General features: G+C 71.9%; 10 protein-coding genes. 4 read left to right on the forward strand and 6 right to left on the reverse strand.

What is annotated here, in order from left to right:
• Positions 1 to 9: 9 nt before the first annotated feature.
• Complete coding sequence (gene phbB, locus D7X99_RS32965) at positions 10 to 735, reverse strand: acetoacetyl-CoA reductase (protein WP_120576496.1); 726 nt, start codon at positions 733 to 735, stop codon at positions 10 to 12.
• Between the two features lie 221 nt (positions 736 to 956).
• Here phbB and D7X99_RS32970 point away from each other — a divergent pair, with 221 nt between their 5' ends.
• On the forward strand, positions 957 to 2,099 hold the full coding sequence (locus tag D7X99_RS32970) for a patatin-like phospholipase family protein (RefSeq protein WP_121781210.1): 1,143 nt from the start codon (positions 957 to 959) through the stop codon (positions 2,097 to 2,099).
• Between the two features lie 36 nt (positions 2,100 to 2,135).
• Entirely contained in the window at positions 2,136 to 2,462 is a 327-nt protein-coding gene (locus tag D7X99_RS32975; RefSeq protein ID WP_121781211.1) for a hypothetical protein, read from the forward strand.
• A gap of 72 nt (positions 2,463 to 2,534) precedes the next feature.
• On the opposite strand, the gene D7X99_RS32980 is transcribed toward D7X99_RS32975, so the two are convergent.
• Complete coding sequence (locus tag D7X99_RS32980; RefSeq protein ID WP_121781212.1) at positions 2,535 to 3,986, reverse strand: hypothetical protein; 1,452 nt, start codon at positions 3,984 to 3,986, stop codon at positions 2,535 to 2,537.
• A gap of 183 nt (positions 3,987 to 4,169) precedes the next feature.
• Between D7X99_RS32980 and D7X99_RS32985 the strand changes: the two genes are divergently transcribed.
• Together D7X99_RS32985 and D7X99_RS32990 are read left to right on the forward strand one after the other, a co-directional pair.
• Complete coding sequence (locus tag D7X99_RS32985; RefSeq protein ID WP_120565777.1) at positions 4,170 to 4,475, forward strand: hypothetical protein; 306 nt, start codon at positions 4,170 to 4,172, stop codon at positions 4,473 to 4,475.
• A 122-nt stretch (positions 4,476 to 4,597) separates the two neighbouring features.
• Positions 4,598 to 5,020 (forward strand): hypothetical protein, encoded by a 423-nt coding sequence (locus D7X99_RS32990; RefSeq protein WP_147476324.1) that lies wholly within the window; start codon positions 4,598 to 4,600, stop codon positions 5,018 to 5,020.
• A 61-nt stretch (positions 5,021 to 5,081) separates the two neighbouring features.
• On the opposite strand, the gene D7X99_RS32995 is transcribed toward D7X99_RS32990, so the two are convergent.
• The 4 genes from D7X99_RS32995 to D7X99_RS33010 all read right to left on the reverse strand — a co-directional run.
• The gene (locus D7X99_RS32995) at positions 5,082 to 5,702 is read right to left on the reverse strand and encodes a glycoside hydrolase family 19 protein (RefSeq protein WP_121781214.1); all 621 of its coding nucleotides are present in this window, start codon (positions 5,700 to 5,702) and stop codon (positions 5,082 to 5,084) included.
• Between the two features lie 97 nt (positions 5,703 to 5,799).
• Positions 5,800 to 10,536: a CHAT domain-containing protein gene (locus tag D7X99_RS33000; RefSeq protein ID WP_121781215.1), complete on the reverse strand. Its 4,737-nt coding sequence runs from the start codon at positions 10,534 to 10,536 to the stop codon at positions 5,800 to 5,802.
• Positions 10,533 to 11,720 carry an ABC transporter substrate-binding protein gene (locus D7X99_RS33005; protein WP_121781216.1) on the reverse strand — a complete coding sequence of 396 codons (1,188 nt, stop codon included), beginning with the start codon at positions 11,718 to 11,720 and terminating at the stop codon, positions 10,533 to 10,535. Before D7X99_RS33005 ends, D7X99_RS33000 begins: the two co-directional genes overlap by 4 nt.
• Positions 11,713 to 13,680: MFS transporter (locus D7X99_RS33010; RefSeq protein ID WP_147476325.1), on the reverse strand; the 1,968-nt coding region annotated here is incomplete at its 5' end. The genes D7X99_RS33010 and D7X99_RS33005, both read right to left, overlap by 8 nt.

Here is a 13,680-nt window from a genome sequence, read left to right on the forward strand (position 1 = left end):
CGGCCTCCTTCAGTACATGTGCTGCCCACCATTGATGGTGAGCGTGGAGCCGGTGATGAAGCCGGCCTTGTCGGAGGCGAGGAACGTCACGGCGCGGGCGATTTCGTCGGCGCGCCCCAGGCGGCCCACGGGGATGCGCGTGCGAATGCGCACCAGTTCCTCCGGAGGCACGGTGCGCACCAGGTCCGTGTCGATGTAGCCCGGCGCGATGAGGTTGGCGGTGACGCCGCGGGCGGCGCCCTCGCGCGCCAGCGCCACGGTGAAGCCATGCATGCCCGCCTTGGCCGCCGCGTAGGCCGTCTGTCCCAGCTGGCCCGTCTGCCCGTTGATGGATCCGATGTTGATGATGCGGCCGAAGCCACGCTCGCGCATCGGGCCCACCACGACGTTGCACAGGTTGAAGCACGAGGTGAGGTTCGTCTGGATGACCTCGTTCCACTGCTCGGACGTCATCTTGTGCAGCATGGCGTCCCGGGTGATGCCGGCGTTGTTCACCAGCACCTCGATGGGACCCAGCGCTTCGACGATCTTCTTCACGCCCGCGACGCACTGGGCGGTGTTGGCGGCGTCGAAGCGGAACGCCGGGATGCCGGTGCGCCCCGTGAAGTTCTGCGCCGCCTGCTCATTCGCATAATAGGTGACCGCCACGCGGTAACCCTGCTGCCGCAGGGCGTCGGCGCTCGCCGCGCCAATGCCGCGCGTTCCTCCTGTCACCACTGCCACGCGTCCACTCATGTCTGTCTCCAGGGTTGAAAGTTGCGCCTGAAGGACGCGGACGCCCGCCGGGTGTGAAATTCAGGACCTCGGGGGCCGGCGTGGATTCACAAGCGCGCGGGCGCGGACGTCCCTGGAGGGCTGCCTCGGGGAGCGGGGGACTGGGAAGGGTGGATTGGGATCCATCAGCCCCCCGCTCCTCCGGGGCGGCACTCCACCGCAGCATTCGCGAGAGGACATCCATGACACAGCCGCAAGCACCCCAGGAGCGCCCGCAGGTCATCGTCGTCTTTCAAGGCGGCGGGGCCCTGGGCGCCTACCACGTGGGGGCCTATCAGGCCCTGGAGGAGGCCGGCCTGCATCCGGACTGGGTCTCCGGTATCTCCATTGGCGCCTTCACCGCCGCGCTGGTCGCGGGCAACCGCCCGGAGCAGCGGCTCGAGCGGCTGGAGGCGTTCTGGCGCGAGGTGTCCTGGCCGGGAAGTGAGTGGGGCTCGCTCTTCAAGGGCCGCCTGCGCCAGCTCTTCAACCTGGGCAGCCACATGACCAGCCTGCTCTTCGGCCAGCCCGGCTTCTACGCGCCCCGCGCGCTGTCCCCGCTGCTCGCGCCGCCGGGCTCTCCGGAGGCGCTGAGCTTCTATTCCACCCGGCCCATGCGCTCGACGCTGCGGCGGCTGGTGGACTTCGAATACATCAACTCCCGTGCGACGCGGCTGAGCCTGGGGGCCACCCGCGTGAGCGACGGCCACCTGGTGTTCTTCGACAACACGCGAAGCGCCCTGGGGCCGGACCATGTGCTCGCCAGCGGCGCGCTGCCGCCCGCCTTCCCGCCCAGCCTCATCGACGGGGAGCTGTACTGGGACGGCGGCTGCGTCACGAACACGCCGCTCAACGCCATCCTGGACGACCCGCCCCAGCGGCACTCCCTGGTCTTCATGATTGATTTGTTCGAGGCGCGCGCGCCGCTGCCCAAGAACCTGGACGAGGCGAGCTGGCGCATGAAGTCCATCCAGTTCGCGGGCCGCACGTCGCAGCAGGTGGACCAGTTCGCGACCGTGTGGAACCTGCGCCGGACCGCGACGCAGGTGACGCGGCACGTGTCCGCGTCCTCGCCGCTCGCGTTCAGCGACGAGCCCCTGGCGAAGCCCGCGCCCCGGCTGGACATCATCCACCTGACGTACCAGCGCGGTGAGCACCAGATCTCCAGCAGCGACGCGGAGTTCTCCCGCGCCTCCATCGCGGAGCGCCGGGCGGACGGCTACCGGGACATGAAGCGTGCCCTGGCGACCTCGCCGTGGACGCAGGCCGTGGCGAACGGGCCCCAGGCGTTCGGTGACGAGGACCTGGCGCCGGCCGAAGGGGGCGCCGTCGTCCACCGCCTCTAGAAGAACCCACCTGTCTTGACCCGAAGGAGCAATGCCATGACCGAAGCGAAGAGAGTCGATCCGTATGCCCACCTGATGGACCTGGGGCGGGGCGCCCTGCACCAGGCCATCGCAGCTCAGCGCTCCGCGCTCGAGTACTCCCGCCAGTTCGTGGAGGGGGACGCCGCCGCGCGGCCGCTGCGCTCGCAGCACGAGGAGTGGGTGCGCAAGGCGCTGGAGACCCTGGCGCCGTTCTACGCGCTGGAGCAGCTGGTGCACGACCAGCTGCTGAAGGCGCAGGCCAGCCTCTTCGAGCTGGCCGACGACACCCTGCGCAACCTCACGCTGCACGGTGTGGAGCGCCGCGGGCACCGCTCGACCTGAGCCCTGGGCGTCACAAAGCTCGAACCCCGGGGGGCCTTGCGCGCCGCCCGGGGTTCTTGTTGTTTCAAACCGTCAGCGCGGAGCCAATGGCAGACGCACGGCCGGGTCGCCCAGGAGCACGTAGCCGCCCAGGTCCTGACGGAGCATCCACAGGTGCGAGCGCCGCAGCGGCTCCACCGTGGAGGGCTTCCCGGCGCTCCGGGCCGCCTCCTCCTGGTCATACAACGTGGTCAGCTCCAGGTTGGCCTGGTGGCTCCCGCGCAGCAGCCAGCTCAGGCCCAGGCCCACGCGCCGGCCCCGCGCCAGCTGCTGGAGCGGCTCCATGAAGCGGGACACCTTGCCCTGGCGGTGGTCGCGGTCCTGGAAGCCATACGTCCACGCCAGGTCCACGTGGCCGATGACCGCCAGTGGCCCATGGGGGTTGGCCAGCGCGGCCTGCGGCAGCGCGGCGACGAAGGGCCGCTCCCCGGGCCGGGGCAGCGCCGCGGTGAGTGACTCCAGCCTCCCGCTGAACTGGCCTCCCGCCTGCAACTGCTTCAGCCAGTGATGGAAGGCGCTGCGCGACGGCGTGCCCGCTCCGAAGCACGCGAAGAGGAACCAGATGCCGCCGGGCAGGAAGGGCCGCTGGGCCAGCGCCGCGCCATCCAGGTGCTGGCCTTCGCCCAGGTTGAGCGCCCCCTGGAGCGCGAGCTTCGCGTCGGTGCTCCGCCAGCCCGCGCGGGGACTGCCCAGGCCGTGGCTCATGGAGAAGAGCAGGGTGGGGTCCTGGTGCGCGGCCTGCTCCAGCAGCGCGTTGGCGCCGGGTTCTCCTGGCATGCCCAGCTCCAGCACGTCCCGCGCGGGGAAGCGGCCCAGCTCTCGCGCCTGCCGGGCCGACGCGATGGCCGGGGCCACCAATGATTGGTAGCCCGTCCGCGTCGCGGCGGTGCCGTCGTGGACGGTGAAGAAGAGCGAGCGGGGCTGGCGCTCGGCGGAGGGCGCGTTCTCCCAGCGCAGCACCTTGTCCACGTAGGCCGCGTAGTCCTCGTCGCGCCGGAAGGCCAGCCGCCCCACGTAGGCGTCGTGGGCCGCGGCCTGCTGCAACTCGAAGGGCACCTGGTGGAAGTCCCCCAGGAAGAGCAGGTAGCGGGGCCGGTCCGCCACGGGCACCACTTCGTCGTCCAGCACGACGCGCACCCAGCGGGTGAAGTCCTCCAGGTTCCGCCCCTCCGCCGCCAGCTCCGGGCTCACCCGGTAGACGCGCACCGGGTGGCCGTCCTGCTGCTCCTGCCGGTGCCGGCGCAGGGGCTCCATCAGCGCGAGCAGCCGGTCTCCTTCAGGCCCCTCCGGCGCGACCAGCCCCCAGCGCTGCGCCGGCAGGGAGTTGGGGTCTTCCCCGTCGTCCCACAGGTGGCGCTCCTCGCGCCCCTGCGCGTCGTCGTCGCGCGGAACCCGCATCGCGGCGTCGGCGGGCAGGCCGTCGGGGGCCACCGGCTCGTGTGAATCGGCGTGGGACAACAACAGCTCGACGTTCTGCGTGCTCATCTTTGGGGATGGCTCCTGGCGTGCGCGCCCGGGAAGTCGTGCGCGTGACGGCAGGACGCGGCGGAGGGCGGCCGTGTGAGCCGGGGATGTCTGGCGTTGGCATTCACACACAAATGGCGTGCGACGTCCTGTGGACGCAGTGCCCGGCATGTCCGCCGTCAACCCAATCCCAGGAGCACGCCCATGCAGTCCGCCGCCCAGCTGTCCGCTTACATCATCGCCTTCGCGGGTGCCGCCCGCACCGCGCAGCGCCTCATGTCGTCCGGCATGGATCCGATGACGATCGCCGAGTACTACTTCGAGGTGAACCTCACGAGCGACTTCGAGATCAAGAGCGAGACGGACGTTGCCCTCAACGTCTGGCGCATGAGCATCAAGGAGAAGCTCACGCTCGACTACAAGGAGCACATGGGGCTCACCGTGAAGTGCACCATCAAGCCCGCGGCGTTGCTCGCGGCCCAGGGTGGCAGCACCGGCGGCGGCGCCTGAAGCCAGCCGTCTGTCTGACCGGAACACGCTGAATCAAGACACACCCGTCGCCGCCGGTGCTTCGTTCTGGAGCACCGGCGGTGGCGGCTCGCCATCCACCCTTCTTCCTCCCATCCCATCCCATGGCAAAGCCCAATCCCACGCCTGACCACGCGCAAGTCCTCATCCACGACCTCATCCTGGCCGTCCAGTCCTCGCTGGACATCGCGGAGGAGACGGCCCGCAAGCACTATTCCTTCTCCGTGGCGGAGCTGGAGGTCTCCGCCAGCTTCGAGTTCGAGATGACGGAGCAGGACAGCGACATCCCCGAGGACAAGCCGCAGCCCAAGCGCTGGTTCTCCCTCTTCGGCGGCGGCACCAAGAAGGAACACACGCGCCTGCACGACCTCAACGAGAAGGACTCCAGCAAGCTCACGGTGCGCATGCTGTTCCGTCCCGGAGGCAAGCACCTGGCGGGCGGCACCGTCGAGTCCTCCGACGGCAGCACCTCCACGGAGGAGGAAGCGACGACCGAGCCCGCGTCCACTCCGTCCAAGCGCAAGTAGACGCCATGACGACAACGGAGCCCGCGGCCTTCTTCAGGTCGCGGGCTCTTCGTGTTTCAGCTCACTTCTTGTCCAGCAGCCGCAGCGCGCGCTGGTAGTAGGCTTCGCGCGACGCCTTGCCGTTGTAGCCGCCGTTGATGCGCCGGGTGATGGCGTCGAACTCGCCCTTGTCGGCGTGCTTGTTGAGGTTGCGGCTGTTCCAGAACCAGGCGGCGGTGCGGAAGCCCACGTCCAGGTCGGCCGCGCGGGCGGGGTTCTCCTCCAGGTCCAGCTCCAGCGCCTTGCCCGCGGCGCGGTAGTTGGTGCGGCCGGTGATTTGGATGGGCCCGCGGCCCTTGTAGCGCGCGCCGTCGCCCGGCTTGACGTTGCCCAGGTCCTTGCGCCGCTCGTAGGCGCGGCCGGTCGCCAGCTCCTCGAAGTAGCGGAACTCGGCGCTCTCGTGCGCCAGCTGCGCCAGGAACGCGGCCTGGCGGCGCGGGGTGTTGATGCCCGCCTCGGACATGGCGTCGTTCAGGTGCGGCAGCACCTCTTGCGCGCGCGCCTTGGGCAGTCGGGTCAGGAACGAACGCAGCTGCTCCAGCGTCAGCGCCTGGAATGTTTCGCCTTTCGGCTCGGTGGACTCGGGGGCTTCGTCGGACTGCGAGGACTTGGGGGACTTGGAACCAAAGCCAAAGAAGGCCATCGGGTGGACTCCCGGGTTGCCGGCCCCGGCGGAGGCCGGGCCGTGGGTGCCTGGAAGACGCCGGGTGTCTGGGATTTGTGAGCGCCGCTGTGAGGCTTCAGGGTTCGTCCGGGAGCGGTGCGCGTCCGTGCCGCTGCTCACACGCGGCGTTGGCCTCCAGGGCCTTCGCGGGCAGGTCGCCCAGCAGGCCGCGCCGCTCGCCGGGCGTCAGGCACGCGGAGCTGGTGGCCTGGAGCTTCTCCTGGAGCCGTTCGATGGGGAGCGGCTCGCGCGGACGCCACACCCGGGCGCTGCCGTCCGTGGAGCCGGTGACGAGCCGGGGCTCCTCCGCGCGGGGGCTGAACACGGCCGAGGTCACCTCGCCCTCGTGTGCGGAGAGGACGAGGTACGGCTCACCGGGCGCGTCCGTGAGCCAGACGCGGGCACGGCCGTCCGCGCACGCGGTGACGACGCGGCCGCCATCCGGGCTCCAGGCGGCCCAGGGCACCGGCGCGTCGTGGCGCAGGAGCGCGCGCACGCCTCGCACCCGACCGTTCTCCACTGTCCAGAGGCGCGCCGTGCCGTCCTGCGAGGACGTGAGCACCTGGGTGGGGTCCTTCGGGTGGAAAGCGGCGGAGAGGACCCAGTCGTCGTGGCTGTAGAGCGTGGCGGTGAGGCGCCCCTCCGCGCTCCAGATGCGGGCGGTGCCATCTTGAGATGCGGTGATGAGGCGCTGGCCGTCCGGGCTGAAGGCCACGGAGCGGACCTGGTCGCCGTGGCCCTCCAGCGCGACGGGTGGCCGCGTCCCAGCCACGCTCACGATGCGGGTGGTACGCGGGCTGGAGGCGAGCGCCACGCGCTGTCCATCGGGGCTGAAGGCGGCGCCGAAGAAGGGCTCTCGCTGGGACGCCAGCACGCGCCGGCCCGCCGTGCTTCCGTCCGTTGGCCACAGGCGCGCGGTTCCATCCAGCGAGGCCGTGAGCAGCCACCGGCCATCCGGGCTGAAGACCACGGAGCGCACGTCCTGCGCATGGCCCCTGAGGACGTGCGTGGCCCGGCCGTCCTCCGACCAGAGGCGCACTGCCCCGTCCTGCGACGCCGTGGCCACCTGCGTGCCGTCCGGGCTGAAGGCCACGGACCAGAGGAACCCCGCGGACGTCTGCAGTGGGAGCGAATCCTGGGGCGCGTCCAGACGCCACACCCGCGCGGTGGTGTCGACGGAGGCGGTGACGACCTGCTTGCCGTCCGGACCGAAGCCGCCCCACAGCAGGGTGGACCGGTGGCCGAGCAGCAGCCGTGGCGGCGTGTCCTCTCGCGCGGACCACAGCCGCGCCGTGGTGTCCGAGGAGACGGTGAGGATCCACTCGCCCAGCGGTCCCCCGAAGGTGGCCAGGCGCACGGCGCCCTGGTGGCCGCGCAGCACGCGGGGCTCGCCTCGCCCGTCGGCCCGGAAGAGGCGCGCGGTGGTGTCCACCGACGCGGTCACCACCCATTGCCCGTCTGGACTGAAGCGCGCGGTGGTCAGCTCGCCCTGGTGCCCCTTCAGCGCGACAGGGGCGGTGGCGCCGTTGACGGGCCAGACGCGCGCGACTCCGTCCCGGGCCACCGTCAGCACGTGGGTGCCTTCCGGGTCGAACGTGGCGGAGGTGACGGGGGCGGGGTGGGGCAGCTCGCGCGGGCCTTCCTTTCCGTCCACGGGAACCAGGCGCGCGGTGCCGTCCAGCGAAGCCGTCAGCAGCCACCGCCCATCCGGACTGAAGGCCACGGTCTGCACGGCGCCCCGGTGCCGCACCTCGTGCGGCTCGCCAGTGCCGTCCACCCGCCACAGCCGCGCCAGCCCGTCTCGCGAGGCCGTGGCCACGCGCTGGCCGTCCGGGCTGAAGGCGCCCCACTGCACGACGCCGCGGTGCCGGAACGTGTGCAGCAACGCGCCGTCCGCCGTGTTCCACAGCCGCGCCGTGCCGTCGTGCGAGGAGGTGAGCACGCGCTGCCCTCCCGCCGGGCTGAAGGTGGCGTGGTAGACGGGCCCCGCGTGGCCCGTGAGCACCACCGGGGCGCCCTCGCCACTGATCCGCCACAGCCGCGCGGTGCCGTCCTTCGACGCCGTCACCACGCGCTGCCCGTCCGAGCTCACCTCCACGTGGACCACGGCCTGGGCGTGGCCGCGCAGCACCGCGCGGCTCAGCGGCTCCTGGAGGACCCCGGACACGTCCTGGGCCCAGCCCCGGAGCCGGCCGGGCTCCTGGACCTCGCGAAGCATGAGCAGGGCCAGCGTGGGATTGTCCCGCCGCAGCTTCCGGGCGACGTCCAGCAGCACCAGGTCCCGGGCGCGCTGCGCGTGGTGCTGCGCCTCCTGCCGCTCACTCTGGGCCCGGGCCTCCAACTGGCGCGCGTTCCACGCGAGCGCCGCCATCCCTCCGGCCACCACCAGCGCGGCCACCAGCAGCCTCACCAGGCGCTGGCGCGCTGACGCGTCCTGGGCTTCGGCGGAGGCCTCGCTGGCGTCCAGCAGTTGGAGGACGTCCTCGCCCGGCTCCTCGCTGTAGCGCCGCAGGATGTCCTGCGCGTAGCCCAGCCGGCTTCCGGACAGGAGGTAGGGCGCGCCGCCGTCAGGAGCGCTCCGGTGCGCGATCCAGTCCCGGGCCCAGGACTCCAGCTCGCGGAAGTGTTGGATGCGTTCGCGGTCCGCGCGGGCCCACTCCGCCAGCTCCGGCCAGGTGCGCAGCAGTGACTCGTGCGACAGCTGTAACCACTCCACGCCCGACGCGTCCTCCTCCCGGGTCAGCAGCCGCGCGGTGAGCAGCACGCCGAGCACCCGGTCGAAGTCGGCGCGGGACTCCGGAGGGGTGGGGCGCAGCTGCTGCGAGCGCACCCGCCGGCGCCTGCCATGCGAGGGTCCGCCCTCGAAGTCCACCAGCTCCACCAGCAGCCGGCGCGCCTGCCCCTGCGCGCTCGGAGATAGCAATTCATAGAGCCGGTTCGCCGCCCGCTTCAGTGCCCCCGCGACGCCGCCGAGGGCCGCGTAGGCGCGGTGGGTAAGCTGCTGTCCCTCGCGCTCCTCCCAGAGTTGATCCAACGCGTATTGGAGCAGCGGCAGCGACCCGGGCTCTTGCCCCACCTCCTGGAGGAGCCGGTCCACCAGCCCGGCCTCGAAGCGCAGCCCCACCTTGTGCGCGGGGCCCTCGATGGCCGCTCGCAGCGCATCACCCTGGAGCTCCGTGACGAAGAGGCGGTGGGCGTCCGAATACACGGCTGCGTCCAGGCGCGTGCCCTCCGCGTCCACCACCAGGTCGCCGCAGCGTCCCAGGTAGTCCACCTGGAGCGTGGCCAGCACCACCACCCGGCGCTCGGGGTCCTTCGCGAGGCTCCACAGCGCGGTGGCCAGGTCTCGGCGCGCCGGGGACTCCATCGCGGTGAAGAGGTCCTCGAAGGGGTCCACCAGCAAGAGCTGCCGGCGCTCCGGTGGGACCTGACGCACCTCGTGGAGCGCCTCCGCCGCGCCCTGTCCGGGCTTGAGCAGCCGCACCTCCCAGTCCGCGGCCCGAAGCTCCTGGGGCAGGCCCGCGAGGGCGAGCGATGACTTGCCGCTGCCCGAGACACCGGCCAGCACCTGGAAGCGGGGACGCTGGCCCTCCACCGCTTCGTGGACGCGCTGGAGCAGCTCCTGCTGGAGCGACTCGCGGCCGAAGAAGAAGCGGCGGTCCTCCTGCTGGAAGGGCAGCAGGCCCCGGTAGGGTCTGAGCGCCACCGGGCGCGTGTCTCCGCCGTGCTCCGCGCGCGCGTAGAGCTGGAGCGAGACGTGATCCACCGCGGTGGTGTCCAGCGCCAGCAGGCGCCGGGCGTGCCCCACCGCTTCCTCTAGCGACGCAGGCGTCACCAGCAGCGCGCGGTAGAGGGCGCGCGTGAGCACCACGGAGCCCGGCACGGAGAGCAGCAGGCGCGAGGCCACCACCGCGGGCAGTCCCGCGCGATGGAGCGCCTGGGCCACGCTGCCCAGGTGGTTGTCCGTCGCGCCCGCGCCACTCTGACACGCGCACAGCACCACCAGCCGCAACGTCGCCGCGTGGGGCATGAGCAGCTGACGCAGCGTCGCGCCGTCCACCAGCTCCGGTTCGCCGCCCTCCCATGACGCGTCCCAGAGCAATCCATACGTCTGCCCGCGCCGTCCGCCGTGGCACAGCAGGTGGAGCACGGACACGGGTTCACCGGGGCGGTTGAGCGCCTCCTCCAGCGACGCCAGCGAGACGTGTGGCAGGACGTCACGCTCCGGCTCGAATGGGTACGCGCCCTGCCGACAGGCTTCGCTCACCTCTCGCTGATGGGCCCGGGCCGGCACCTGGCCTCCGGCGGCGGACCAGGCGAAGAGGACGCGGCCCTGCTGGGAGGTGCCCTGCGTGGGCAGGTCTCCGGACGCGGGCCATTCGTAGCGGATGAAGACGCCGGGCAGCTCCGCCACGGTGCGCCCGGAAGTGCCCAGCGTGAGCAGCTCCCAGGGCAACGCGAAGAGCTCCGCCGCGGCGAAGCGGAAGGTGAGGTGCACCGGGCGCCCCACCTTGACGGCGGCGGTGATGTCGTTGGCCTGCGCGTCCCAGCCCACGCCTTCCAGGAACGCGCGCAGCCGTTCCCCCAGGCGCTGCACCACGTTGCGGTCCGGCTGGGGCTTCTCCAACTCCGCGAGGTCCGACAGGAGCGCCGGCTCCCAGTCGAGCGCCGCGCGCGCGTAGCTGCCCCGGGCGCGCCGCAGGAGGTACTCCTGTGGCTCCATCCGGAAGTGGAAGGGGTCGCCCGCCTCCTGCGCGCGCACCAGCTCCAGCATCAGCTCCAGTGGCGCGGGCTTCGCGACAGCGGCGCTCATGGCGAGGCCGTGGGGGCGGACACGGCGGGCTGTCCGTCCTGGCGCACCAGCCGTCCATCCAGGTCGTAGAGGGAGCTGGCCTGCTCCAGGAAATGGAAGGGCAGCTTGATGTCCAGCTGCCGCGCCCGGCGCAGGTGGATGGCGAGGTCCGGCGGGGAGATGACGCCCATGGGCAGCCGCGACGCTGGGAGGCGCGAGCCCAGCACCTCCAGCATGTAGCGCGCGCTCAGCTGGCCGGCGCTCTTGAAGGGCACGCCAATGGACATGACCGCGCTGGAGTTCCCCTCGCGCACGGCCTCGCGCACGGAGCCCAGCACCGGAATGCCTTCGGAGTATCGGTCGATGCGCTCCAGTTCGTCGTACACCGCGGAGGAGGTGGTGACCCAGAAGAGGCTGTGCCGGCCGTCGGGGTCTATCTGCCGCATCGCGCGGGCCATGCGCGGAAGCTGTTCGGAGAGCGTCTCCTCCGCGCCACGCTTGCCCTCCACCGCCAGCTCCAGCAACTGGAAGCCGTCCCGCGCGGACAGGCGCCGCATGGCCTCCGCCTCCACCTCCACCGTGCTCTGGTTGCGGCGGTCGTACACCACCGTCAGCGCCTTCAACGGGCCCAGCAGCTCCTGGAGGTAGTGCAGCTGCACGTCGGGGGAGAGCGACAGCGAGACGAAGGCCATGTTGTCCGGCTTGGCCTGCTGTGAAGCGCCTTCCTCGAAGCCCAGCCACAGCTCCGGCGACTTGCACAGCGCCACCACCGGCGTGGGCTGGTTGCCGAAGCGGTTGTAGAGAAAGCGCGTCGCATCCGAGCCCATGGCGACGATGAGGTCGAACTGGCCGGAGTCCGCCAGCGCCAACATCCGCTCCTGTTCCTCGCGGCCCGTGCCGAGCTTGTAGAGCGTGAGTCCCACCCGCAGGTGCTGATTGCGCAGCACGGGCAGCATGCCCTCCAGGATCCAGTTGAGGCTGCTCTGGGCCACGGTGAGCAACACCAGCACCTCGCGCACCTGGAGCTGGGGCGTGGGGGGCTGCTCAGGGGTGATGAGGATCCGCTGCGCGGTCGCCTCCACCCGCCAGCCGCGAAGTGTCTCCGGGGGCAGGGCCACCCAGGTGGAGATGTCGTCCGGCTGTGCCTGAGCCGGGCGAGGTACGCACAACAGCAGCAACATCAGGCCCAGCAGCCACTCACGCATGGCGCACCTCGCGACCGGGCGAGGCCCGGGTCATCCAGGAATGGGCGGCCCCCAGCAGCAGCACCCCGACGCCCAGCCCGCCGAGCACCGGGAGCGGATCCGCCGGGGGCCTCCAGAAGGCGCTGACGAGGAGCGGCCCCACGCACTGCCCGAGCGCTCCGAGCAGTGGAGTGATGGAGGCCCAGGAGCGCCTTCGCGTGCTCTCCGCCGGCTGGCTTTCGAGGTGATGGTCGAGCGGGGCGTGGACGAGCCCGAGGGACATTCCCAGCAGGCAGAGCGCCAGCGCGCGGACGGGCTCCAGCGAGCCGAGGGTCGCGAGCGCGAGCAGTGACAGCCCGGTGCCCAGCACGCCCCCCTGAAGTAGCCTCCGGCTCCCGTCGAGGCGTGCCGGCAGGGCATGGGGAAGCAACGCGCCCAGCGCGACGAGGGCGAGCAGCTGCCCGATGCGGTCCGTGTCCTGGCCCGCGCCCACGAGCCACAGGGGCAACACGAGGCCGAGCACGCCCCCGCGCGAAAGCCACGACGGCAGCCCGACGAACAGCAGCGCCCGGCGGTGCTCGCGTGGACTCCACGCCCCTGGAGGCAGTGGCGGAAGCGTGAGGGAGGCGCGGAAGGCTCGAGGCCCGGCGGACCGGTCCCGCGCCTCCAGTGGGGGCAGCCAGTGCCGCGAATACGCGAGCGCGCCCAGGCCACAGAGGGCCGCGAACAGGAACACCGGGGACGGGCCCAGGTGGGCCGCCACGAGCGCGCCCAGCACCGTGCCGGCGAGCAGGCCGCCACCCCGGGCCATCGTGAGCCGCGCCATGCGCCGGGGCGGCTGTCCCGGGGGAAGCGCGGCGAGCAGATACGCCCGCGTCCCGGCGGCCAGCGCTCCCAACCCGAACCCGCAGAGCCCGCGCAGCACCAGCCACGCGCGCAGGTCTGAAGTGAACGCCATCAACGCGAAGGCCGCGGTGGACACGCCCAGGGCCACCACGAGCCAGCGCCCGATGTGACCCTGCCGCGCGTAACGCTCGGAAGGAACGAGCGCGAGCGCGCAGGCCCCCTGGAATACGACGGCGAGCAGCGCGGCGCCGCCGCCCGGTAAGAGGGCCTCCGCGGCGACGGGGAGGAAGGCGAACGGGAGTCCTTCCAGGAAGCCCCCAAGGAAGGCGAGGGGCTGGAGCCGGCCCACCGTCCGCTGCTCGACGGCGCGCGAACCAGAGCCACGCCGGGGCAGGGGTGCCAATGCTCCGAGCACCAGCAGGCCCAACAGGCTCGAGGCGGCGAAGAGGAAGAGGAAGCCAGGGACCGTACGCCACAGCCGCGCCTGGAGCGCGCCCTTCGCGGCGCCAACCTCCAGGCGCACGGGGAGGTTCCACGGGCCCTCCGTGAGCTCCAGGTCGATGGTGTACTCGAAGCGCTCGTCTCCCGTGCGCCCAGCGCCCGCGTCCACCTGCACGAGCACCCGTTCATCCGCGATGAGCGCCAGCGAGCCCAGGTCCGCGTTGGTGCGCTGGTACTCCTCCAGCAGGGTGTCCAGGCCGCGCAGGTGCGAGAGCGTCAGGCCCAGCCGCGCCGCCTCGTTCAACCGCCGCGCCAGCGAATGCGCCAGGCTGCTGGTGCGCTGGTGCAGCCCGTCCGAATAGAGGTCCGCCAGCGCCAGGGACGTGGCCAGCGTCAGGCCCAGGAAGCTCAAGGAGAACGCCGCGCCCAGCCAGCGCCGGGGATGCCGTATCCACAGCCGCTGCGCGCCCGACACGAAGGCCCCCAGGAACAGCAGACCTCCCCCCAGCAGCGTGAAGAGGGGCTGGAAGCGCCGCAGCACCCGCTGGGACACCGCCTCCCGGGACATCACCAGCTCCAGGCGGCCCACTTCCCCGAAGCGGTCCGACAGCGGCAGTGACACGCGGAAGGAGTGCGCGTCCTCCGTCACCGCGAAGCGCTGGTGGGGCAGGGGAGGCACGCGGCGGGCCGCGGG

It is taken from the genome of Corallococcus sp. AB032C (assembly GCF_003668935.1).
Classification (GTDB): domain Bacteria; phylum Myxococcota; class Myxococcia; order Myxococcales; family Myxococcaceae; genus Corallococcus; species Corallococcus exiguus.

Coding starts and splice junctions, on each gene's coding strand:
- phbB (WP_120576496.1), bottom strand. CDS start 735: ATGAGTGGACGCGTGGCAGTGGTGACAGGAGGAACGCGCGGCATTGGC.
- D7X99_RS32970 (WP_121781210.1), top strand. CDS start 957: ATGACACAGCCGCAAGCACCCCAGGAGCGCCCGCAGGTCATCGTCGTC.
- D7X99_RS32975 (WP_121781211.1), top strand. CDS start 2,136: ATGACCGAAGCGAAGAGAGTCGATCCGTATGCCCACCTGATGGACCTG.
- D7X99_RS32980 (WP_121781212.1), bottom strand. CDS start 3,986: ATGAGCACGCAGAACGTCGAGCTGTTGTTGTCCCACGCCGATTCACAC.
- D7X99_RS32985 (WP_120565777.1), top strand. CDS start 4,170: ATGCAGTCCGCCGCCCAGCTGTCCGCTTACATCATCGCCTTCGCGGGT.
- D7X99_RS32990 (WP_147476324.1), top strand. CDS start 4,598: ATGGCAAAGCCCAATCCCACGCCTGACCACGCGCAAGTCCTCATCCAC.
- D7X99_RS32995 (WP_121781214.1), bottom strand. CDS start 5,702: ATGGCCTTCTTTGGCTTTGGTTCCAAGTCCCCCAAGTCCTCGCAGTCC.
- D7X99_RS33000 (WP_121781215.1), bottom strand. CDS start 10,536: ATGAGCGCCGCTGTCGCGAAGCCCGCGCCACTGGAGCTGATGCTGGAG.
- D7X99_RS33005 (WP_121781216.1), bottom strand. CDS start 11,720: ATGCGTGAGTGGCTGCTGGGCCTGATGTTGCTGCTGTTGTGCGTACCT.